At 70.8% G+C, this 21,886-nt stretch carries 17 protein-coding genes; 11 read left to right on the top strand and 6 right to left on the bottom strand.

Annotated features, from left to right (window positions below; genetic code table 11):
- Positions 1 to 7: 7 nt before the first annotated feature.
- The 3 genes from OG900_22580 to OG900_22570 form a co-directional block, all read right to left on the bottom strand.
- Entirely contained in the window at positions 8 to 511 is a 504-nt protein-coding gene (locus OG900_22580) for a hypothetical protein (protein WUH92617.1), read from the bottom strand.
- Positions 512 to 1,413: 902 nt separating this feature from the next.
- Positions 1,414 to 2,124 carry a DUF6193 family natural product biosynthesis protein gene (locus OG900_22575; protein WUH92616.1) on the bottom strand — a complete coding sequence of 237 codons (711 nt, stop codon included), beginning with the start codon at positions 2,122 to 2,124 and terminating at the stop codon, positions 1,414 to 1,416.
- A gap of 186 nt (positions 2,125 to 2,310) precedes the next feature.
- Positions 2,311 to 2,859: a flavoprotein gene (locus tag OG900_22570; GenBank protein ID WUH95878.1), complete on the bottom strand. Its 549-nt coding sequence runs from the start codon at positions 2,857 to 2,859 to the stop codon at positions 2,311 to 2,313.
- A 1,209-nt stretch (positions 2,860 to 4,068) separates the two neighbouring features.
- Between OG900_22570 and OG900_22565 the strand changes: the two genes are divergently transcribed.
- Positions 4,069 to 5,280 carry an FG-GAP-like repeat-containing protein gene (locus OG900_22565; protein WUH92615.1) on the top strand — a complete coding sequence of 404 codons (1,212 nt, stop codon included), beginning with the start codon at positions 4,069 to 4,071 and terminating at the stop codon, positions 5,278 to 5,280.
- 100 nt (positions 5,281 to 5,380) lie between these two features.
- Here the strand turns inward: OG900_22565 and OG900_22560 are convergent, their stop codons facing one another.
- Positions 5,381 to 6,085, bottom strand: coding sequence for a hypothetical protein (locus tag OG900_22560; protein WUH92614.1), 705 nt, complete (start codon positions 6,083 to 6,085; stop codon positions 5,381 to 5,383).
- Positions 6,086 to 6,684: 599 nt separating this feature from the next.
- Between OG900_22560 and OG900_22555 the strand changes: the two genes are divergently transcribed.
- From OG900_22555 to OG900_22525, 7 genes are all read left to right on the top strand, one after another.
- The gene (locus OG900_22555) at positions 6,685 to 8,310 is read left to right on the top strand and encodes a TIGR02677 family protein (protein ID WUH92613.1); all 1,626 of its coding nucleotides are present in this window, start codon (positions 6,685 to 6,687) and stop codon (positions 8,308 to 8,310) included.
- On the top strand, positions 8,307 to 9,632 hold the full coding sequence (locus OG900_22550) for a TIGR02678 family protein (protein ID WUH92612.1): 1,326 nt from the start codon (positions 8,307 to 8,309) through the stop codon (positions 9,630 to 9,632). The genes OG900_22555 and OG900_22550 overlap by 4 nt, the downstream gene beginning before the upstream one ends.
- A complete protein-coding gene (locus OG900_22545; protein WUH92611.1) occupies positions 9,629 to 13,867 on the top strand; it encodes a TIGR02680 family protein in 4,239 nt (1,412 codons plus the stop codon). Before OG900_22550 ends, OG900_22545 begins: the two co-directional genes overlap by 4 nt.
- Positions 13,864 to 15,126: a TIGR02679 family protein gene (locus OG900_22540; protein ID WUH92610.1), complete on the top strand. Its 1,263-nt coding sequence runs from the start codon at positions 13,864 to 13,866 to the stop codon at positions 15,124 to 15,126. The genes OG900_22545 and OG900_22540 overlap by 4 nt, the downstream gene beginning before the upstream one ends.
- 151 nt (positions 15,127 to 15,277) lie before the next feature.
- A complete protein-coding gene (locus OG900_22535) occupies positions 15,278 to 15,550 on the top strand; it encodes a YfbM family protein (GenBank protein ID WUH92609.1) in 273 nt (90 codons plus the stop codon).
- Positions 15,551 to 15,685: 135 nt separating this feature from the next.
- Positions 15,686 to 15,973 carry a hypothetical protein gene (locus OG900_22530; protein ID WUH92608.1) on the top strand — a complete coding sequence of 96 codons (288 nt, stop codon included), beginning with the start codon at positions 15,686 to 15,688 and terminating at the stop codon, positions 15,971 to 15,973.
- The gene (locus tag OG900_22525) at positions 15,970 to 16,368 is read left to right on the top strand and encodes a hypothetical protein (GenBank protein WUH92607.1); all 399 of its coding nucleotides are present in this window, start codon (positions 15,970 to 15,972) and stop codon (positions 16,366 to 16,368) included. Before OG900_22530 ends, OG900_22525 begins: the two co-directional genes overlap by 4 nt.
- 74 nt (positions 16,369 to 16,442) lie before the next feature.
- Here OG900_22525 and OG900_22520 read toward each other — a convergent pair whose 3' ends face one another.
- Both OG900_22520 and OG900_22515 read right to left on the bottom strand, forming a co-directional pair.
- Positions 16,443 to 16,691 carry a hypothetical protein gene (locus OG900_22520; GenBank protein ID WUH92606.1) on the bottom strand — a complete coding sequence of 83 codons (249 nt, stop codon included), beginning with the start codon at positions 16,689 to 16,691 and terminating at the stop codon, positions 16,443 to 16,445.
- Positions 16,692 to 16,820: 129 nt separating this feature from the next.
- On the bottom strand, positions 16,821 to 17,357 hold the full coding sequence (locus tag OG900_22515) for a GNAT family N-acetyltransferase (protein ID WUH92605.1): 537 nt from the start codon (positions 17,355 to 17,357) through the stop codon (positions 16,821 to 16,823).
- A 218-nt stretch (positions 17,358 to 17,575) separates the two neighbouring features.
- Here OG900_22515 and OG900_22510 point away from each other — a divergent pair, with 218 nt between their 5' ends.
- The 3 genes from OG900_22510 to OG900_22500 all read left to right on the top strand — a co-directional run bounded on the left by OG900_22510 (position 17,576) and on the right by OG900_22500 (position 21,725).
- Positions 17,576 to 18,517: a hypothetical protein gene (locus OG900_22510; protein WUH92604.1), complete on the top strand. Its 942-nt coding sequence runs from the start codon at positions 17,576 to 17,578 to the stop codon at positions 18,515 to 18,517.
- Positions 18,518 to 18,709: 192 nt separating this feature from the next.
- Positions 18,710 to 19,993, top strand: coding sequence for a hypothetical protein (locus tag OG900_22505; GenBank protein WUH92603.1), 1,284 nt, complete (start codon positions 18,710 to 18,712; stop codon positions 19,991 to 19,993).
- Positions 19,994 to 20,324: 331 nt separating this feature from the next.
- Complete coding sequence (locus OG900_22500) at positions 20,325 to 21,725, top strand: hypothetical protein (protein ID WUH92602.1); 1,401 nt, start codon at positions 20,325 to 20,327, stop codon at positions 21,723 to 21,725.
- The last annotated feature ends 161 nt before the right edge of the window (positions 21,726 to 21,886 follow it).

Genomic DNA, 21,886 nt, shown 5'->3' with positions numbered 1-21,886 from the left:
GGGACGGTCAACACGATGAGGGCACTGGCCGGCCCTCGCCCCGGTCCGGTACGTCGTCCGCGATGGTGCCATCGGGATTCCGCCCGAAGGCCGCCGCAAGTACGACAGGCAGGTCAGCCTCCGCGACCACGGTTCGAACCTCCGCCAGCACACGCGGAAACTCGTCGTCGTCTATCGCACCCCAGTACTCCTGGCGCAGCCTGTGGACGACCTCCACGACCTCCACGACCTCCACGAGCTCCGGCCGCAGCCGCATCCAGGCGCGGGACGTGCGGATCCTCTCCTCGACCCGACCCATGAACCAGCGCAGGACCTCGTACGGAATGTCCGAGTGGCGCGCAGCAGGGTTGAAGCACACCGTCGGCTCCCGTGCCGGGTCCTCGTCGGGAACGATCGCCATCACGACGGTCCGGTGGTCGGCGACGAGGTCCAACTCCAGGTACCAGGCGTCGTCTGCCACGGAGTACATCGCGGTGACCGCGTAGTCGCCGTTCGGAGCCGGGATGGGCATGGCCGCATGCTCTCGGACGGTCTGGCGACGACCAAGCCACTTCACACGGCCAGTTGCGCCTCGCACACGCCGGAGCGAGGGGGGCGTCGTCTGCGTCATGTGCGAGTCGCCCCTCCCCCACCAGTGCAATGTGGACGGCGGTGAATCACCGCCGCGCCACCCAGCTGACCAGAAGCGACGGCTGTGTCGTGCTCGCCCGCGTGAGTCACGCCCCAGACCGCGCATGGTCCTTCACGACCTCGCGGGAGGCTGCCAGGTTCGGTGCGGTCCGGCTGACAGACGTTCCCGGCGTCGATCATGCGGCGGCCGAGAGCGGGACGCTCTGCGGCATCCCGGAGCACCAGGTCCCCCGCTACAGGCATCTCTTCGAACCAGCCGAGCCGCAGGCATGTCCGGACTGCCGCCGGCGGGCAGGAGCGGCTCCGACAAAGCCCTGCGTTCAAGAGCGACTTCACGACAGTCTCCAGGACGCCGACCCGGGTCAGGCTCGTGACGACCTTCTCGCCGCCCTGCGGAAAGGGGCGGACGTACGTCCACGGATCCGCGGTCCCGCCGCAGACCTGGCCGAACACTACGCAGGACTCGACTCGCTTACCGAGGGCGTCGAGCCCGCCGTCGACGCGCCCCACACCACAACGGCCATCGGTCTTGCCCGAGTCGAGGACGGCGGCCGGCGCTACATCGCGGTCCTGCCCGAGGACGGCAGCCGCCCGTTGGTCGCACGTGGACCTGCCCTCGGCTGACAACTCCCAGGTGCCGTGAGAGCGAGTCTCCTTGAGACAGGCTCACGCGCGCGTGGAGCTCTGGGGCGTTTCTTACGAATGCCGCCCTCAGCACGCCAGGGGGCCGGTCCCGACTTCCCGGCCGCCAATGCCTCGCGGGCCGCCCGCGGTCCTCCAGCCTCAGCTCGCCGGACCGAGCTCCTCGGGGAGGGCGGCCACCACGAAGGCAACGGCTTCCTCTGGCGTCTCGGTGCGCGCGACCGGCTCGCCTTCGGTCCGGACCCCGTACAGCCCCTCGTCGTACGGGCAGATGACAGAGCCGACCCGCGTCTTCCAGAACTCCTCGACACTGGTGGAGAACCAGAGGTTGAAGTGGCTGTTGACCGGCATCAACCGGCGGAGCACCGGCTGAGCGTACGCCGCCGCGAGCAGCGCGTGAGGGCGCGGGTGCCGGTCGTACGGCGGCATGTGGATGCGGTCGAGCTTGACGCGCCACGTCAACTCGACGACACCGAAGGGCTCCCGCTCGTGGACGAGCGCCCAGGGCCTGAACCGGACGAACGGCGCGTGCGACCTGGTCTCCTCAAGCCCCGCGCCGCCCGTCCAAGCCGTCGTCGCCCTGACCACCTCGGCCAGGTCTGCAGTCCACCCACAGGCCAGGCGCGTGCCGTTGTCCTGGAGGTTCACCGGGAAGGTCCGACGCCCCTCGTCGGGCGGATACACCACTACGCGGCGACCGCTCGCCGCGTCGACGTACTCAGCGAGGCGAGCCCACTTCCCCTCCGCCTCGGGCAGGGGAAGCCCGAGCCCCTCGGCCGTACGACTCAATGCAGCCCGGAGTGCCCCGTCATCGTCCCAGCCACCCCCGCCAAGCCCTGCCCCGAACCTCATCGCCCCAGTGTGCCCGAATCGCCCCGCCTGATGACCGCCGCTTTCCGATCAACGGATCGTCGGCCCGGTCATGCCGTCGGCTGACGCACCGTGAGCGCGCACAGCCGTTGTCGCCGGACCGGACGCCGAAGCGGGGCGTGGCGTGATCACCGCGAGGGAGAGCACTCGCCAGAAGGAAGAGGGTGCTCACCGCCGCGCGTCCACGGCGGGGCCGAGCAGTTCCAGCGCCTCTTGCCAGCGGAATCGGTCGGCGCCCCCGCCCGCCTTCGGCGGATGCGACACGTAGGAACTGGCCATGACGCCCATCCCGCGCAACCGGGCCAAGCTCTCCTGGTACGCGGGGTGGGCGGCCATGGCCGCGTTCACGTACGGCAGCACGGCCGTCGGAATGCCAAGTCCGTACGCCTCGCAGAGAATGCCCAACGCCAGCGTGTCGGAGACCCCGGCAGCCCATTTGTTGATCGTGTTGAACGTCGCAGGCGCGACGGCGATGGCGTCCGCAGGCGGCAGCGGCCGCGGGTCGCCGGGCAACCGCCACGCAGACCTGATCGGGTAACCCGTCTGTGCCTCGACGGCCGGGGCATCAATGAAACCGAGCCCCTGCGGGGTGGCAACCACCCCGACGTTCCATCCGCTTTCCTGCGCCATGGTGATCAGCGCGCCCACGTCCCCCGCGACGCCCGCCGCGCACACCACGACGTACAGGAACGGCATCGGTCGCTCGCCCTCTTTCATCCACCACTCCTTGGTCAGCAAGGCCGAGTACGGTGTGTGCTCGTTGGACCGTAACGGCGAACGGACACAGCTTGGTTCACCGAGCCGCTGAGCGGCTCGTGGCTGCCCGTCACGGCCGACTCGAATCGGGCGCAGGTGCGGATCAGGTGCGAGGGTGCGTGCGCCCAGCCCTGAGCAGTTGATGACGGCCGCCGTCGGCTGCGCCTCGCCCAGCGACTCAAGTCGCCGCCGCTCGGTGGTTCCGCCGGCATACCGCAGGCGTTGCCGGCGGTATCCCAGGGAGAAGGGCATGCCGACCAGCGGCACGGTGGCGCGGTAGCCGGACGTGAACCCGGCGGGGAGTTCAGTCGCTGCGCATGGGCGGAAGCCAGGAAGCGGGGCAGCCCAGTCGGGCGGCTGCTCCGTAGACCGTGAAGCCTCGATGCCACTGGCCGGGCGGACGCCGGTATCCGGGCTGGCCGCAAGGTCCTGGAATACCGACAGCGACCGTTGGCTCCACCGGCCGGCCAAGGGCAGAGCGGCAACCTGACGGCCCGCAGTGCAGCGTCCCTGGCCATGGAACTCGTCGTCGCGCCCGGACAGGAGGGCGGCCCGCTCCGCGATGAGCAGGGCGCCGAGCGGATCGGTGATGACCTTCTCCGGCCCGCGGGTGCGGGAGCGGCCGGCGCGCTTGCCCCGCCTGCGCCGTGTCGTGGCCGGGTTGGCTTCGATGAGTCCCTCATCGACGGCGTCGGCCAGGATGAGGTGGAGCACCGCCCGCCAGGTCCTGACCTGGCGCCCGCAGCGCTTGGCCCAACGCCCCGCACCGAGCCGTCGAGCTCGAGCGGCGATGGCCCGCAGCCCACTCGCGCACCACGGCGTCGGCGCCACAGCCGCCGAGTAGTGACCCGGCATCCGCCCACCGCCGCGCCCGCTGACCGAGCGCCTTCCCGGAACCGCGGGCTGAGACGGCTCCCAGGAAGGCCTCATGAGAGCCTTGTCACGGCTCCTGATCAGGACCAGAGGCGGGCACCGTGGGAGTGAGCCACCTCAGCGGCGTGGGGAGAGTCAGCGGCCGTTGACAGCGCACCGCCGCCAGCGGAATCTGTATCCGCGGAGCTAAGCCGATCGTCGGAATTCGGAGACTATGCTGCGCGACAACGTTCAGCTGCTGTCTCTGAAACGTTCCCTGGGGGGGATCTCATGCGCACGTCACTTCGCGCTGCCTTTGTGACGGCTGTCGCCGCTCTGGGCCTTGCGGCGGCCTCGGTGGCACCCGTTCATGCCGCGGTGGGGTACGACCGCTGCCCGAAGGGCAGGTTCTGCGTCTTCGACGGCGTCAGCGGCGACGGGGCGATGGTGTCCTACTCCACGCCGCAATCGTCTCTGGGCACATGGTCGAAGCGCGCGGTCTCGGTTTACAACCGCACCGGTTTCGAGAATGTCTGCATGTACAGCAAGGCCGGCTACGTCACCGGATCCAATGGCGTGTTCGCCGAGATGGTGGGGAACGAAGGAGGCGACAACCTCGCGTACCTTCGCGAGGGGAACGCGTCTCTGGGTCACAACCTCGGTTCGGTCCGCTGGGCGCACATGGAGCGGCAGTGCGGCGGCCTTCCCGAACCCATTGGGTGGAACGACCCGTACTACGCAATGGGCAACACCCTGCCGGCACAGGCGTTCGGTGACCTCAACCGGGACGGGACTCCCGACCTGCTGAACCGCACCTACAGCGGTCGGCTGTGGCTGCTGCGCGGCGACGGCACCGGCACGCTGATCGGGGGCGGATGGAACGCCATGACGGCCATCACCCGGCACGGCGACCTCACCGGCGACGGCACCGAGGACCTGCTGGCCTGGGACACCGCGGGGCGGCTGTGGACGTACCCCGGCAACGGCAAGGGCGGTTTCGGCACCCGCCTGCTCGTCGGATCGGGCTGGAACACGATGATCGCCATCCAGGCCACGGGCGACCTCACCGGGGACGGCAAGGGCGACCTGGTGGCCCGCGACAAGGCCGGCCACCTCTGGATGTACCCGGGCACCGGCAAGGGCAAGTTCGGAAGCCGCCACTACGTCGGAGGGGGCTGGAACACCATGGGCGCCCTCGCCGCACCGGGCGACGCGAGCGGTGACCACCGCAACGACCTCATCTCCAGTGACAAGGCCGGCCGCCTGTGGCTCTACCCCGGCAACGGCAAGGGCAACTTCGGCACCCGCAAGCTGATCGGCTCCGGCGGCTGGCGCCCCTTCATCACGCTGATCAGCGCGGGGGACCACAACCACGACGGCCACCCCGACCTGATCGCGGCGGCCAACGGCAAGGGCAGCGACAGCCCCCTCCCGGAAAGCTCGGTCCGGCTGTACCTGAGCAGGAGCGGCGGAAGCCTCAACGGGGGCTACGACGCGGGCGCGCTGGACACCGGCGACGCCCTGTTCTGACCAGTGGTCTTGTTCACGAGTTCGGGACGGCGGATGTGCTGCGCGCCCCCCGGCTTCTGGCCGATCCGGGGCTACGGGATTGCGCGATCTCGCCGAATGGCTACTGACCGGTCCCGGCGCGGGAGATCGCGGGGAAGGCCACGGTCGTATCGACGTAGTACTTGCGGATCAGCGGGCCGAAGCTGTTCGGATCGTTGCCGAGGAGCATGAGCTTGATTTGCGCGATGGCGTCCGTGTTGGTGAGCGCGGACACCTTCGTGACGGTGTCGCCGACGGTTTTCTTGGTCGTCCACGTCTGTCGGGCCTCTGTCGTGGCGCTGACGTCGGGGTCGAAGGCGAGGAAGAAGGGGCGTCCGCCGGGGCCGCCGTCGTTGCCGGTGGCGAGGAGCACGATCACGTGGAATCCGGCCCCGTTGGGCTGGATGAACAGGCTCTTGGGTCCGCCGACGTGGTCGGTCGGGCCCTTGACGGTCACGGCGCGGTCCGCGTGCAGGCGCTCGCTGATCGCGGTCCACTTGGCCGTGATGTCCCCGGCCGCTGACAGGTCCGCGGGGTCGTACAGCCCCCCTGCTCCGAGCGAGCTGAGGGCGGTCCCCACGCGCTTGCCGCGGGCCTCGCAGAGCTTGTCCAGCATGGCGGTGACCATCGTGGTGGTCGGCAGCTGCAACCAGAAGGTGACGCGGTCGAGGACGGTTCCCGTACCCGGCGCGGGATTGTTGTCGATCGCGGCCCCGATCCGGGTCCGTAACGACGCGACCGCCGGGTCGGTCACGTCCGCTTGCTGAACGTGCGCCTGCTCGATCATGAAAGATCCCCCCATTCGACTCCGTTGCTCCCACTATGGCGTACGGAACGCGTTGCCGGTGGAGCAACCGGAGAAGGACCAACAGCGGTGCTGGACAAGCTCCAAGGGCTCCGCCGGCCGGCTCGATCTCTCCGGCCGGCGACCCGCAGGGTATCTCTTCGCTGACACGCAGTAGTCCCCGTATGCTCGGCCGTAACGCGGAGACGCAGACGAGAACCGCCTTCCTAAGGGTTGTCCCGTAATCCGCGGTGGACCAGCGCGCGTCAGATGCGGTACATCGCAAGGCGAAGGGTCGCCCTCATACCGGGTCGTATTCGGGCGAGCCCGACAACGCAGCGAGGTGCCGTAGCTGTCGTCGCGCGCCCGCCGGGGATTACGGGACAGCCCTTAGACCTGCTCAGACCAGCCACCACCCAGGCTCGGAGGATCGGCGACCACGCACAGTCCCTTCGGCCCCCTGTGGCCCCGTCAGGGGGTGCCGCGGTGACGGGGTCGGGGGCAGGTGGCCCGCGGCTGAGCGACGGCGGCGACGCGGGCAGGCGAGGAGACTTCGCTCGAAGCGGCCACCCGTGTCAGTGGCGGTGCGTAGCCTCGTTTGCATGGAGGAACCGTCACAAGAAGCCCCTTCGGCGCAAGCCGAGCGCGACGGGGCGTGGCAGCGACTGACGGCGTACGCCTATCTGAGCGCGCCGGAGCGGCTTGAGCACATAGCGATCATGCGGGTCTTCTGCGGGACCCTCCTGGCCGACCTGGCCGTGCCGGACGTGTGGGAGAGGCTCGAGGCGGTCGGTGGGCCGGCGGCTGCGTTGGACGCCGACACGCTCGCCACGCGGCTGGCTCAGCTGGTCAAGTGGGGCAACCTCCTGCCGAGCACGCACACCGTCAAGGCGTCCAGCATCAGCGAATACCAGCGGGCTCGGTCCCGCTACCAGCTCTCGAAGTTGGGCGAGCGCATCCAGCGGGACGCCGACGAGGTGCTCGCGAGTGCGGACGCGGCGCGTGAGGTCAGCAGCGAGCTGCTGGCACTCGTCGAGCGCGGGCTGCGTGAGCTCGCCGAGTCGGTGGTAGGGGTGGGCGGCGCGGAGCCGCAGGATGCGCTGGAGCGCATCAGCACCCTCTTCGTGCAGTTCGCCGAGTTCGCCGACTCCGTACGGGACTTCTATGCCTACCTGGGCCAGGTGCTGGCCCGGTACGACCTGGACTCCGCCGAGTACCAGGGCTTCAAGGAGCTGCTGCTCGACTACGTCGAGGCCATCACCGAGGACGTGTCCTTCCGCGCGCCGAGGATCGCGGCAGCGCTGGACCGGCTGTGGCCGCACCTTCCCGGCCTGCTGAAGCAGCTCGACGCCCACAGCCAGGGCCTCTTGGGTGTTCCGCCGGCCGCGCGCGGGGAGTCCGCGGCCAGGGTCCAGCGCAGCCGCGGCCGTGAGCTGGCGGACTGGGACGGGTTGCGGGGGTGGTTCTCCGACCTGGAGGGGCGGGGGAGCCAGGTCGACCAGCTCCGGGATGCCACCCTGCGCGCGCTGCAGTCGCTGCTCGCCAACGCCAAGCGGATGCTGCGCTCGGCGTCGGGGGAGATGTCGCGGCGGAAGGATCTGTTGCGGCTGGCCCGTTGGTTCGACGAAGCCACACCGGAGGATGCGCACGACATCGCCGTCGCCGCCTTCGGCCTCTACGGTGCCCGGCACCTCGGGATTCCGCCGGCGGCCGACGAGGCGGTGCCCGCGTACACGAGCTGGTGGACCGGCCCGGTCGTCGAGGTACCGGTGGCCCTGCGGGAGCGGGGCTCCCGCGCCCAGCGGGGCAGGGCCTCGGCGGTGGAGGACCATTCCGAGCAGAAACGGCGGCTGGCAGCGGCCGCTCAGGCCCAGGCGGAGGCCAGGCGTGCCGCCGCGGAGGAGCTGCGCAGCGCCTCCGGCCGCTTCGCGCACATACGGCTCACCTCGGCTGCCCTGTCACTGCTGCTGGAGCTGCTGGCCACGGCCCTGGGGAATGCCCGACTCCGCCGCGCCGGGGGCGACTCCGCGCAGGAACGCGGTTTCGCGGTGGAGGGCGCCAGCAGCGAGGACGTCGAGTTGGGCGTACGTCTCACCGTCCGGTCCGTGGACGGCTTCTCGACCGTGCTGCGTGCGGCCGACGGCGACCTCACCCTTGACGGCCTGGACCTCGCGGTGGTGGGAGTCACCGACCGCGCAACCGTCGAAGCGCAGGCGAGCGCATCGTGACCGTGCCCTCGGCTCATGACGTCGCCCTCGCGACCGAACGCCGCAGTGCGGGACGGCTGCTGCTCGCCCATCCGCTGGTGACCGCGGACGGCCCGCACGCCGGCCTCTTCCCCCTGATCCGTCGCCACGCGGACTGGCTCACGCAGCATTTCCAGCAGGTTCTCGGATACCGGCTGCTCGTTGACACCTCCTACGCCCGGCTGTTCAAGGCGGGTCTGGGACAAAGGGCGGGCCACCGGCTGGTGCGGTCCAGTGGTACCCCCTTCACCCCGCGCACCTACGCCTGCTTGGCCCTCGCTCTGTCGGTGCTGGTCACGGCACCCGAGCAGATGCTGTTGTCCCAGCTCGTCGCCGACATCAAGGCGGCGGCGGCCGACGCCGGCGTGGAGTGGGAGAACGTCGGCAGGGCCACCGGCAAACGCACGCTGGGCGCCGCTCTCCGGCAGCTGGTCGACTGGGGTGTGCTCGCCGAGACAGAGGGGAGCGTCGGGGTCGTCGAGCAGGAGGACGGCGGCGAGGCCCTGATCTCGGTGGATCGGGAGATGGCCCGAGCGGTGGTCGCCGGCCCGCTCACGCAGAGCACGAGCGGGACCGACCTCGTGCGGCGGGCGGCCGACCCGGGCTTCGGCGGGCCGCGTACGTACGTGCGGCGGATGCTCGTGGAGACGCCCGTCGTCCACCTCGACGAGTTGACCGACGCCGAACGCGACTGGCTGCGTACCCGGCAGCGCCGTGAGGCCCAGGCGTTCTCCGAACTGCTCGGCCTGGAGACCGAGATCCGGGCCGAGGGCGCCGCCCTGGTGGACCCCGACGACGAGCTGTCCGACGTGAACTTCCCGGGCAGCGGGACGGTGGCGCAAGCCGCCCTGCTCGCGCTGGGTGAACTGGTCGAGAGGCTGCGTCCCGAGAGTCCCGGCCACCCCGCGACCGGTGGCCACCTCGTCATCGGCGTACCGATCCGGGACGGCCTGATCGACGAGATCCTGGCGGAGGTCGTCGCTTCGTACGGGCGGCGCAGCAACTGGAAACGCGAACTCGTCGAAGATCCGCCGGCCCTGGGCGCGGCCGTCGTGGACCTGCTCGTCCGGATGCGGCTCGTGGCCCGCGACGGCGTGCTGCGATCCCAAGGCGCCGGTCTCCCCGAGGGCTACGACGAAGCCGTTCCCGAAGGCCGGCCCGTGACCGACGTATCCGGTGCGCGGGCTTCCGGCAGCGGCCTGGTGCTGCTGGCCGCCGCGGCCAGGTATGCCGCACAGGTCACCGTACGGCCCGCCCATCGAGCGGCCGCCGCCATCGACGGACAGCAGGAGCCTCTTTCATGACCGCCGACCTCCCCACGGTCCCCGCCCCCCGTCCGGCTCCGGCGGCGGCCGCACGCCGGTTCCGGCTCCACCGAGCCGGCATCCGCAACGTCTGGCAGTACGACGAGCAGGATTTCGCCTTCGGCGACGGCAGACTGCTGCTGCGCGGCAAGAACGGTGCGGGCAAATCCAAGGCCCTGGAGATGCTGCTGCCCTACCTGCTCGACGGCGACGCCCGTGCGCTCGACGCGACGGGGACAGGCCGCACCACGCTCGTCTGGCTGATGCTGGACGGCGTGGAGCAGACCAACCGCGCGGGCTATCTCTGGGTCGAGTTCCGCAGGCCGGCGGACGAGGACGGCGGCCGGGAGGAGTTCCTCACGCTGGGTGCAGCGATCCGGGCGTCGAAGTCGACCGGCAGGGCCGTCCCGGCATTCTTCGTCACACCTCTCCGGGTGGGCGAGGACCTGCATCTGGTGGAAGCGGGCCAGCCCTTGCCGGTGGAGAAACTGAAGGAGCGCGTCGGCGCCGACAATGTGACGGAGCGGGCCGTCGAGCATCGCACCCGAGTCGCCCGCGAGGTCTTCGGGATCACCGACACGACACGCTTCCGCAACCTCACCCAGCTCCTCCACCGGCTGCGCCGCCCGACGGTGGGTGACCGCATCGAGTCCGGCGGCCTTGTCACCCTGCTGAGCGAGACGTTGCCCGGCCTGGACGACGAGGTCGTGGAGAAGGTCGCACGCAACCTGCACGACCTGGACGCCGTCCGCACCGAGCTGGGCCGGCTCGAAAAGACGGACGCGGCCCTCCGCACCTTCCTCGACGACTACCGCGGCTACCTGTCCGGGGTCCTGCGCAAAGCCTCCCAGGCGGTCCTCGGTGAGCTGGACATGCTCGCTGAATGGCGCAGAAGAGCAGGGGACGCGGCCAAGGAGGTCAGCGCGCTGCGGGAGGCTGAAAGCGTGGCCGTGCAGCGGCTGACGGACATCTCGGAGGAACGGGAGGCGGCCCAGGACGAACTCGCCGCGGTACAGAGCAGCGACGGGTACCGCAGCGTGCAGGAGCTGTCGGAGCGCCGCGCGACCGTCCGGGCGCTGCACACCGCGGCCGTGACGTCCTGCTCGGCCCTGCTGAACGCCCACCGCGCGGAGAAGGGCGCCGCGGAGCGGCTTGCCGGCGAACTCCGGCAGTCGGCGGATCGCCTCAAAGACATCGCCTCCGACCACCGGGAACTGCTGTCGGACGCCGAGAAGGCCGGACTGCCCGCCGCCCACCTCGGTGAGGCTGTCACCCCGCGGCAGACCGAGCTCGACGGACCGCGCACCGTCGAGGTGCCGGACCCCGACGGTGGGCACCACGAAGTACGTCACGAGCGTGTCGCCGCCCTCGACACCGTCGCAACGTCGGCGGCACTGGGCGCATGGCACCAGCAGCTGAAAGCGGGCAGGAGCGTCGCCGCCAACCGCTCGCGCGCGGTCGCCGAGGTGCAACGGCTTTTCGCCGAGGCCCGCAAGGCACTCACCGAAGCAGCCGGCGCGGATGCCGAGCGGGAGCGCTACGAGCAGGACCTTCAGGAAACCACCGCCCACCTGGAGACGGCCCGTACACGTGTGGTGACGGAGAGTGCCTCGTATGGGCAGGAGGTCGCGAGGTGGGCAGAACGCCTGGATGCCAGGCTCGCCCCCGACTGCCCCGACCTCAACGAGGTCCTGGCCCTGACCGCGTTCGCCTCGGCGCCCGACGCTCTCTTCGCCGACCGGACGCTGCCGGCGGAGATCGACGCCCACGCCGCCGAGGCCGCCCACCTCGTTCTCGCCCCCTGCGCCGGTCGCCTGTCCGGTGAACGCGACCATCTTGCCGTTGAGATGCGGCAGTTGCGCACCACACTCGACAGCCTGGCCGAGCAGCGGCGCGAATGGGAACGGCAACCTGACCCCACTCCCCCTCCGCCACCGCATCGCCGGGCCGCCCGGCACGAGGGGACAGGTGCGCCCTTCTACCGGCTGGTCGACTTCACGGACGGGCTCTCCGACACCCAGCAAGCCCACCTCGAAGCCGCTCTCCAGGCAAGCGGACTACTGGACGCATGGGTCACTGCCGACGGGACCGTTCTCGACGCCGGCACGCTCGACACCCTCCTCGCCCCTCACACCTCGACAGTGGAAGGCCCGAGCCTGGCGGCAGCTCTGCGTCCGGTGGACGCGACCGGCACCGGCGTCGCCGTCGAGCGGATCGTGCACGTGCTGTCGTCGGTCTCCCTGGCACCCGGGGACGAGTCCCGTACGACAAGTGCCGTCTACTGGGACGGCACTTGGCGTCTCGGCGTGCTCAGCGGGCGCAGCGTCAAACCCGCCGCGCAGTTCGTGGGGGCGGGCGTGCGTGCCGAGACGCGGCGACGGCAGCTTGCCGAGCTGGACGCTCGGATTGCCGAGGTGAGTGTCCAGCTCTCGGAGGTCCAGGAACAACTGGCGGGCGTCGATCTCCGCCGCACGGCCCTCGACGACGCCCTGCGGCGATTCCCGCCTTCCCGGCGGCTGTCCGGCGCCTGGGCGGAGGCAGCCGGAAAAGAGGCCGCGGTGCGGGAGCTGGCAGGGAAGGTGTCGGCTGCGGCTCGCAAGGCAGACGATTTGCGCACCGTCGCGGTGCAGGCCCGTACGGCGGCCGAAGCCGCGGCGACCGCGAACGACCTGCCGGGCGGCACCGAGGACCTGGCCCGTACCGCCACCGCCCTGACGGTCGTGCTCGGCGTGCTCGGGCGACTGTCCAAGACCGTCCACCGCGTATCCGAGTCGCTCGGTGACGACCAGGCTGCGCGGGCGACGTACGGCAGCTCCCGTGCGGACCGCCGCAGCGCCGAGGCGGACTACCGGTCCCGGATGGACGAACTGCGTCCGGCCCGTGCCCGTCTAGCGACGCTGGAGAAGGCGGTGGGGTCGTCCGAGAGCGAGATCCTGGCCCGCGAGGCATCCGCCACGTCACGGATCGATGCGACCTCTCGCGCTCAACCCGCCGCGCAGAACGCAGCAGAACGCGCGCGTGACGGGCGCGTGCGGTCGGAGGAGAAGGAGACGCGGCTGCGGGAGGACCTGGCGCGTCAGGAGTCCGCGGTGATCGCGGCAGGGAATGCGTTGCACAGCGCGCTGGGGCGCACAGACGTGACGAGGGGCGCCGGGCTGGAGACCGCCTCGCTCCCGGCCCGGGACGCCGACCTGCCCGATACGGACGTCCGCGGCAGGATCCGGATGCTCAGGCAGGTCGCCGAAGCCGTGAGCGCGGGGCTGGGGCGACCGGCCCGCGACGTGTCGGACAGCACCCTCATGAACCGCTACACCACCCTTCGCGACGCGCTGGCCGGCGGTTTCGACGCGCAACTGCTCGAAATGGCCGGCATCAAGGTCTGCCGCCTCCTCGACGACCACGGCTCGCACGACGTCGCCGTCGTCGGGCTGCGGATCGGCGCGCAGGCGGCCGAGGCCCGCGGCCGGCTGACCCAGCGCGAAAGCGAGGTGTTCCAGCGCTTTCTCACCGGCGAACTCGGCGACCACCTGTCCGCCCAGGTCATCGCGGCCGCCGGTCTCGTCACCGCTCTCAACGACACGCTCAGGACGGTCCGGACGTCACACGGCCTCGGGGTCGAGCTGCAGTGGAAGCTGCACGAGGACGTGGACGCCGATGTGCGCGCGGCCGTGGAACTGCTGCGCAGCCCATCAGGCCTGCGCACTCGCGAGCAGACGCAACGACTGCGCGAGGTGCTGCAACGACGGATCGAGGACGCTCGCAGGGCCAACCCGGCGGCCGGCTACTCCGCACACCTGCGCACGGCACTCGACTACCGGGGCTGGTTCCGCTTCCATGCCTTCGTCGTCGAGGACGCGCGTCCGGGTCGTAAGCGGCCGCTGACCGGCCGCACCGGCCTGAGCCAGGGCGAGCAGCGCGTGCTCTCCTACCTCGTCCTGTTCGCCGCGGCCGCCTCGCACTTCACCACCCTCGGCGAATCCGCCCCACACGCGCCGCGGCTGATCCTGCTCGACGACGCCTTCGCCAAGGTCGATGAGCCGACCCACGCACGGCTGGGGCGCATCCTCGTCGACCTCGACCTGGACTTCGTACTGACCAGCGAACGCCTCATGGGCAACTGGGCCGACGTCCCGTCCCTGCACATCTACGAGTGCCTGCGCGACCCCCACGTCCGCGGTGTGGCCACCCTCCACTACACGTGGAACGGCCGGAACCGGCGGCTGGTGTCCGTATGAGCACGATCCCCGCGGAGACGCGGACCTGGCTCGCCGGACCAGGACTCCAGCGGCTGTGGACCGGCCTGCGCGCCCGCCTGGAACGCAACGGGCTGCAAGCGACCGGAACGCTCAGGCTCACCGGCCTGGACGCGTCCGAGCGGACGGCCCTGTCGCAGCTCCTGGGCAGGACCCTCACGGGCGCGGAGGCGACCGTGAGGCTCGCCGAACTCGACACCCGCCTTCGCACCTCGGCCGCCGGAGCCGGTCTGGTGGCAGTCGTCCAGGCTCTCGGACCGCCCCTGACCGACCGGCGTGCGGTGCGCGCGGACGCCGACGCCCGCCGCGAACACGTGTGGTCCTCACTGTCCGAAGCGCTGAGCTCTTCACCTCTCGCCGACGAGGCGTGGGCGCACCATTGGTACGACGGGCTCCGGCGGGCGGGCGCGCCACGGGGAGTGACTCCCGACACTGCGATCCGCAGCCTCCACCAAGCCCTCCACATCCTCGTCATGCTGCTCGGCCCGATGGGAACGGCCGCACGCGGCCGTGGCGAGATCGCCACCGAGGCGACCGGGTCTGCGCACGGCCTGGATGACGGCACGTGGCTCGCCCGGCTCGTGCAACGGGGCATCGCACTCGCCCATAGCGCGGAAGTCCCGGAGGGCGCCGCCGGACGACGCTCACTATGGCGGCTGGCCGGCGTCACTCCGGACGAGGTCTCCAGTACCGTCCTCGCCTACGGCCTGCGCCCGGAGGGCTCCGGCTGGCGCGAGCAGGCCCTGCGGGACCGGGCGGACCACCACGCCGAGACGCACATGACACTCCGCGATCTCCACTCCTTGGAGTTGGCCATGCCGCCCGGCACGCTCATCCGTATATGCGAGAACCCCCGGGTGCTGGAGGCCGCGGCCGACGCAGCCTGCACGCAGCCGCTGGTCTGCACGTCAGGCAGCGCCTCCACCGTGGTCCTCACCCTCCTCGACGCCCTCGCCGCCACAGACTGTCACTTCGCCTACCACGGCGATTTCGACTGGCCCGGGATCGCCTTGGCCAACCGGATCATCCGGCGCCACGACGCCCGACCGTGGCGGATGAGCGCCGAGGACTACGAACGACTCGCCGCCCGCATTCAGGCCCAGGGTGTCCCGCAACTCCCGCTCACAGGACGGCCTGTCGACGCCGGCTGGGACACCGATCTCGCGCCGACCATGGAGGCACTGAGCATCGCCCTCCATGAAGAGGCCACGCTCGACCTGTTGGTGGACGACCTGCGCTGATGCTCGACCTCCTCGCTGCCGCCGGCGCGCACGTCCCAGACCAGCCACCTGTACCGCAAAGGGACCCGGCCGTCGGCTACGGCGGGCGCTGAGAAGATGGGGGCTCAGGGGGCCAGAGCCTCTGTCAGCCCCAACATCTACGATCCGGACCATGAGCATGATCGGCGAGTATGCCCGCCTGACGCCGGCCGAACTCGAGCGCGCGGTCGAGGATCCACGCTGGGCCCTGGACTTCATCGAGGAGCTGATCGATGTCGGGATGGACGAAACTGGCGGCTCTCAGTCCCGCTGTCTCGACATCGGCAAGGCGTGGGACACCCTGGCCCTCATGCTGCGGCGGATCGACTTTCCCGTCGACATCCTGGTGCCGTTCTTCGAGGCCGCCGCTCGTGACGGCGACGCGATGGCGGTCTGGCTGGACTGACCCGCCCGGGCGCAGCCCCCTGGCAGATGTCGCGTCCTGGGCAGCGCGCGGGCGTCCGGGCCGGCGGGCTTCTGCGCCCAACGGCCCCTTCGCCGGTGATGGCGAATGTGTCACACAGTCGGTATGGTCGATGGTATGGCAACCAAGAAGTACACCGTGACCTTGCCGGAGGAACTGGCCGAGGAGATCCGCTCCGAGGTCGGCCCCGGTGGCTTCAGCCGCTACGTCACACAGGCTGTCGAGCGCCAGCGGGAGCGGGAGCGGTTGCACGAAGCCGTCGACTGGTGGGAGTCCGAATACGGGCCCGTCACGGAGGAAGAATTGGCCGAGGCGGAGGCTGAGCGCAGGGAAATCGAGCGGGCCCACGCCGAACGCGAGGAGCGGGCGCGCAAGGCGGCCAATCCGCCGGGGGCCGCCGCGTGAGCGACGGGCAGGTCTACCTGCTCGACAGCGAGGGACTGTCCCAGTGGGTACGCGGCGACCGGCGGATGGGTGCGCGCATCAAGGACGCCGACCGCTCGGACATCCCCGTGGTCACGACCTCGATGACCCTCATTGAGGCATACCACGCCAAGCTTCACCGGCCGGCATGGCGATGGGCGCTGTCGCGGCTGCGTGTAGAGCCGGTGACCGAGCAGATCGCGAATGCCGCCATTGACCTCCTCCAGGACGCCGGGCTGCACGGCCACAAATACGCGAGCGACGCAGCCCTGGCCGCCGTAGCCCTCCGTCAGCCCGGACGGGTCACGATATTCACCTCCGACGAGGACGACATGCGCAAACTCTGCGGTGACCGCGTCGCACTCGTGAAGCTCTGACTCTTCTGCCCTCTGGCCTGGTCTTTCTCCCGATCTCAGAAGCCCGTCGAGCGCCACAACCGGGGAGCCGGGGCTCATATGGCGCCGGGCTCCGAGCGCGTCCTCCCGCTGAGCCGGGCGCGCATGCGTGGGGTGACGTGGGAGTAGCGGGCCTGGACGGGGACGTCCTCGTGCCCGAGCCGCTCGTCGATGCGTTTGGGCGGGGTGGCGGCCTCTTCCATGATCGTCCGGTGGGTGTGACCGAGGCCGTGGAGCAGCCCAGCCGCGGCCATCAACCTCGGGTGCACTCGCCACACCGCCGCACTCCCACCCTGCTCGCGCATGCCCTCAGTGTGTGGGCACGTCAGCCCGAGGACCCCTGGATGTCCGTCTCCCAGGCGCATCAAGCGTCTGGCGCTCCCCCGGTGCCATGGTGTCAGGAGGTGGCCCGAGCAGGCCGGTGCCGCCACTGTTCATGTCCGGGTGTTCCACTCGTTCGCCAGGAGACCGAGGATGGCCTCGTCCGCGTAGGCGCCGTACACCCAGGCGGCGCGCCGCAGTGTTCCCTCCCGTGTGAAGCCCACCCTGGTTGCCGCTGCGATCATCGGAGCGTTGTCCGTGAGGGTCTCGATCTGCAGGCGCTGAAGTCCGCGTACGGCAAATCCGTAGTCGCACAGCGCCCGCAGGACATCGGCGCCGAGCCCTCGGCCGCGGAACGCGGGTCGCAGGGAGATCCCGATGTGAGCGGTCCTGCTGTGCGTGTCGATGCCCCACAGCAGGGCTTCGCCGACCAGCTCCTGCGACTCCAGCTCCACCACGGAGAAGCAGGCCGCCTCGTCCGACGGGTCGGCCACCGCGTACGGCGAGTGCGCCGACCCTGGCGAGATGGGCCGCCACGGGCGGGAGTCGGCGCGTGACCGTGTAGGCACATCGTCGTACAGCTCGGACTGGAGAACCGGAACATCGCTTTCGTGCCGGGCGCGCAGCCCGATCTTGTCGCCACGTATCACGGAGCATTGCTATAGGAGGGGAAGCGGCCGGGCAACCGGGTTGTCCCGGCGGTGTCCTCCTCGTTCGCGGGAGGAACATTCCACCGGACACCAAGGCGCCCAAGAGCAGTCGATCTTGGGCGAATCACGTGGTACGTTCTGTCACCAACGAACTTAATAGAGTGACCCCGGCAGCGCGCCAACGCTCCGGGGTCCGGCACAAGGAGTCCAACCTCCCCATGCAAATCCATCGTAGCCGCCACACGCGCGGTTTCACGGTCCTGCCCAACGCGCTGCTGCAAGACCGGCGGCTGTCCTACACCGCCCGAGGCCTGCTGGCCGATCTCCTCTCCCGCCCTGACGGCTGGCGCGAGGACGGCCGCCGCATGGCCGAGACCAGCCCCCAGGGACGCCTCTCCGTGGCGAAGGCCCTGCGCGAGCTGTCCGCCTTCGGCTACTACCGCGTCGAGCGGGTACGCCAGCCGGACGGCACCTTCGTCAGCCAGGCCCACGTGTACGACACCCCGCACACCGCGTACGCAACCGCGCAGGCGGCGCCGGGTGCCGTACTCCCGGGCGCCGGTCGACCAGCCGCCGGTGACCGCGGCACCAACCCCGTAAAGGACCGTGGGAAAGAACCCACCCTCCCCGCGCAGCGGACACCGGCCGACCCCGTACCCGGCACGGGACCGGGAGGGCGGCGGGAGACCCCGTCCACACCTCCGAGCGCGGCGCTCGCCGAAGCGGGAGCACTGCTCCACCGCGTGACCGCAGCGGAACCGCGCCTGCGCCTCGGCGCGGCCGAGGCCATAACGCTCGCACCCCTCGTGACGCCCTGGCTGGAACGCGGCCTCGGCCCCCGCGACCTCACCGCCGCCCTGCTGGACGGCCTGCCCGAACGGGTCCACAGCGCGTCGGCCTTCCTGCGCGGCCGCCTCACCCGCAAGCTCCCCCCGGCACCCGAGCCGATCAACGCGCCGCCGCCTCCTCGCCGGCACGAGTGCTCGGCATGCGCGCGGCCGACCCCGCACGCAGGCACCTGCCGCACCTGCGCGGGCCTGGACGCCACCTCACAGGACGCCCTGGACGAGCGCGCCCGCACCGCCGCACGCGGACGAGCCCTCGCCCGCGCCGCCCTCACCAGCCACCACCCGGGCCCACTGGCCGGGGCGAGAACCTGACCCCGTTCGGCTGATTGCTCCGTGCGGGTGAGTTTGCCAGTCTTGCGGTGAGGGGGCGTCAGCTTCGATCCCCCACGACGGACGACCTGGTGGCGAGGCGGCGGCATGACGACCGGACTGGGTCCTTCACCGAGGCCATCGCGGTCACCCCGGTCGGCGGCCCGCATCCGGCAGCTGCGCCGGTGGGGAGCGGTGCTGGAAGTTCTCGGCTGGGCGTCCCTGGCCGTCGGCACGTTCATCGGCGCTGACGCGTACCACTCGATGCGCAGCGGCAAGGCGATCCACGGCTGGGCGGCCGTTCCGGTGGAACTGGTCATCATGGCGGCCGCGTTGGCGGGTGGGCGGTGGGCGGTTCGGCAGGGTCGGCGGCACCGGGCCCCGCTACTGGGCTCGTTGGAGACGCTGGCCGACGGCGAGGAGATCGTCCTGTTCCTGCGCGCGTTCGTCGACGACGCGGGCTTCGCGTCCATCCCCTCAGGGCCGGCGAAGGGCGGCCCGTGGGCGGCGACGTCCAGGACGGAGGAGCAGCAGATAGCTCGGGCGACCGCTCCGTTCGGCCGCCTCGTCGCCCTTGGCCGGCCCAGCGACAGGCTTCCGCAAGCCGGGGCGGCCCGCCACTACGCCTCCGACCACGACTGGCAGAACCAGGTCCTGACCGCGATGGACCGGGCCGGCCTGATCCTGCTCGCCTGCGGGCCGGGACGCAGCCTGCGCTGGGAGGTGGAGCAGGTCGTCGCCCGCAACCAGCCCGAACGGCTGGTGCTCATCGGCGTCCGCGACGACCGGCAATACGCGTCGTTCAAGGCCGCGACACTCGACCTCTTCCCCCAACCCCTGCCCGAAGCACCCGCCGATCCGGAGCGGCACGGCGAGATGTCGCGTACGTACACCCGTTCGGTGATCTGGTTCGACGCCGACTGGACACCGCATCCCGTCGGCTTGGGTGACCAGGACCCCGAAGTACGGGTGGACAAGCTGATCAAGCCGCACGCCTGGGTCGAGAGCACCTTTCCGCTCGCCATCCGGCCCGTCTTCCAGCGGGCCGCTCGTGCCGTGCCCGGACTGCCCGCCCGCAGGATCGACCAGCGGCCGCGCCCCGCGACGGCCGCGGTCGCGATCCTCGCCCTGATGCTGTCCACGGCACTGATCCTCGGCCTGGTCCACCTCAAGGGCGAGGAGACACTGACGATGTCGCTGTTCGTGTACCTGCCGGTTTCCGTACTGCTGTACCGGGTCTGGCGGGGCGGCCATGTGGCTGTCCTGCTCGTCAAACTGCTGGGCGGGCTGTTCGGCGCCTTGTGCCTCTCCCTGCCCGTGCTCTTCAGCCGGATCCACGAGTCCTCCGGCGGCGCGCGGACCACCTTCGTGCTCCTGGCCGGTGCAGGCCTGCTCATCAGCACGTTCCTGCTGCACCGCGAGGTTGTCCACGAATGGGTCGCGTCGCAGGCCCTGGTCACCCCGCGCGCACCCAAGTGAGTTCCTTGCCGGGCACGTGCCCTCCTCGTCGATCGGGAGGACGCCGCCGGCGCCGAGTACCTCGGCCTCCTCTGCGTCGGCCCCCGTCCCGCACGGCCATCGGGTTCAAGCACTTCACGACACGGTGGACCGGATCGGCCGGGCAGCCGGGGCGGAGGCCTCAGGTCAGGGCACTCTTGCGCGCTCGTCAAATGTCCGCAAAGCCGCAGGGTGTTCATGCGGGATCAGCCGGATTTGGCCCCGCCGGGCGCGAGATCGGAATGGTCAACTCCAGCTGCCGGTGTCAGCCTGTCCTGCGCACGCTCTGTGAACTCTCTGTGGGGGGAACCGCATGAAACACAGTCCGAATCGCCGTGCCATGGCGCTGACCGCGGTCGTCGGCGCGGCGATGGGCCTCGCGCTCACCGGGGTCGCCGCCGTCCCGGCGCAGGCAGACGACCAGCCGGTCATCGCCCTCCAGCGGATCGCGCCGGTCGCGGTCTCCCCGGCCACCCTGGCCGGGGTATCGAAGACCGCGACGCCCTCTCTCTCGTTCACGACCACGGCGAAGAGCCTGAACACCATCGCCACGCTGACGATCGACGTGACGCAGCTCTCCGAGATCGCGAGCGTGACGTTCTCGGGCAACTGCACGGTGGTCCAGCATGTCGCCAGCTGCGAAGAGTTGTTCTCCTACGGCGACCTGGCCGGTGTCGGCACGATCGGCGCCGAGACCCAGATGACCGTGAAGGCGAAGGCCGGCGCGCCGGCCGGGTCGTCCGCCGGCTACACGGTCAGCGGCACCGCGGACAACGCGGCGATCGGCGGCGGCCAGGGCACGGTGGAGATCGGCGGACCGGCCTACGACCAGGCCCAGCCGACGAACCTGACCGACCTGGCGGTCGGGTCGACCGTCAACGAGCCGGTGCGCTTCACCAACATCGGCGACCGCGCCGCGGACGGCACGCAGGTGCTGCTGTGGGCGTCACCCGGGATCGGGTTCGCCAAGCACTTCGCCAACTGCGAGTACAGCGCCGACGGCGGCCCCATGGTGGCGGAGATGGCGCTGTGCACCATCCCCGGACAGGTGCTGCCGGGAGAGAAGGCCGCGCTCGCGCCGGCAGTCCGGCTGAATGTCGAGCCGACCGCGTACTACACCTACCTGGACTCGATGATCGCGCCGGCCGGTGACCCGGGCATCCAGCAGTCGGCCGCGGGGCACCAGTGGGCGCAGGGCGCCGGCGGCCAGCTGACGCTGAAGGTCATCACGCCCGGAACCGCCAACGACGCGCCGTCCGGCGTCGTGTCGCTGTCCGAGCGCGGCGCACACGGCGACTACCGCATCACCAGCCTGCAGGCCGCCAACACGGCGGACTTCTCGGTGACCGGCGCGAGCGCCACCGCGGCCGAGGGCGACACCGTGACACTGGACTTCGCGATGACCAACAACGGTCCCGCGACCGTCTTCTACCGCAGCGGCGACGTCGTCGGCATCGTCGACGTCCGGCTGCCGCCGGGCACGTCGCCCGTCGGCTCCTCCGCCAACTGCCGTCAGCAGGGCGGCGGGTACCAGTGCTCGGCTCAGAGCATCGTCTCGGGGGCCGGCACCGTCACGGGCTTCTCCCTCACCGTGCGCGTCGACCAGGTGATCCCGGGCGCCCAGGGCTCCGTCTCCATGGACTGGGGCCCGGCCGGGCACCCGGCGTTCGACACGGACACGTCGAACGACACGGCCGCGCTCACCGTCAACTGACCCTGTCCCCGTCCCCGCGTCCGGAGGGCCGGTTCCCGCCACGGGAGCCGGCCCTCCGGGCCCTGAGCACCGGCTTGAAGCCCGTCCAGTCGTCCCGCTGCTCCGCGATCCGTTCGCGAAGGTGATCCGCGAGGACACCGCCGCACTTCGTACCCGTATCG

Source organism: Streptomyces sp. NBC_00433 (genome assembly GCA_036015235.1).
GTDB lineage: Bacteria > Actinomycetota > Actinomycetes > Streptomycetales > Streptomycetaceae > Actinacidiphila.
This window is presented reverse-complemented; position numbering and strand designations above follow the sequence as displayed.

Coding starts and splice junctions, on each gene's coding strand:
- OG900_22580 (WUH92617.1), bottom strand. CDS start 511: ATGCCCATCCCGGCTCCGAACGGCGACTACGCGGTCACCGCGATGTAC.
- OG900_22575 (WUH92616.1), bottom strand. CDS start 2,124: ATGAGGTTCGGGGCAGGGCTTGGCGGGGGTGGCTGGGACGATGACGGG.
- OG900_22570 (WUH95878.1), bottom strand. CDS start 2,859: ATGAAAGAGGGCGAGCGACCGATGCCGTTCCTGTACGTCGTGGTGTGC.
- OG900_22560 (WUH92614.1), bottom strand. CDS start 6,085: ATGATCGAGCAGGCGCACGTTCAGCAAGCGGACGTGACCGACCCGGCG.
- OG900_22555 (WUH92613.1), top strand. CDS start 6,685: ATGGAGGAACCGTCACAAGAAGCCCCTTCGGCGCAAGCCGAGCGCGAC.
- OG900_22545 (WUH92611.1), top strand. CDS start 9,629: ATGACCGCCGACCTCCCCACGGTCCCCGCCCCCCGTCCGGCTCCGGCG.
- OG900_22540 (WUH92610.1), top strand. CDS start 13,864: ATGAGCACGATCCCCGCGGAGACGCGGACCTGGCTCGCCGGACCAGGA.
- OG900_22535 (WUH92609.1), top strand. CDS start 15,278: ATGAGCATGATCGGCGAGTATGCCCGCCTGACGCCGGCCGAACTCGAG.
- OG900_22530 (WUH92608.1), top strand. CDS start 15,686: ATGGCAACCAAGAAGTACACCGTGACCTTGCCGGAGGAACTGGCCGAG.
- OG900_22520 (WUH92606.1), bottom strand. CDS start 16,691: ATGCGCGAGCAGGGTGGGAGTGCGGCGGTGTGGCGAGTGCACCCGAGG.
- OG900_22510 (WUH92604.1), top strand. CDS start 17,576: ATGCAAATCCATCGTAGCCGCCACACGCGCGGTTTCACGGTCCTGCCC.
- OG900_22500 (WUH92602.1), top strand. CDS start 20,325: ATGAAACACAGTCCGAATCGCCGTGCCATGGCGCTGACCGCGGTCGTC.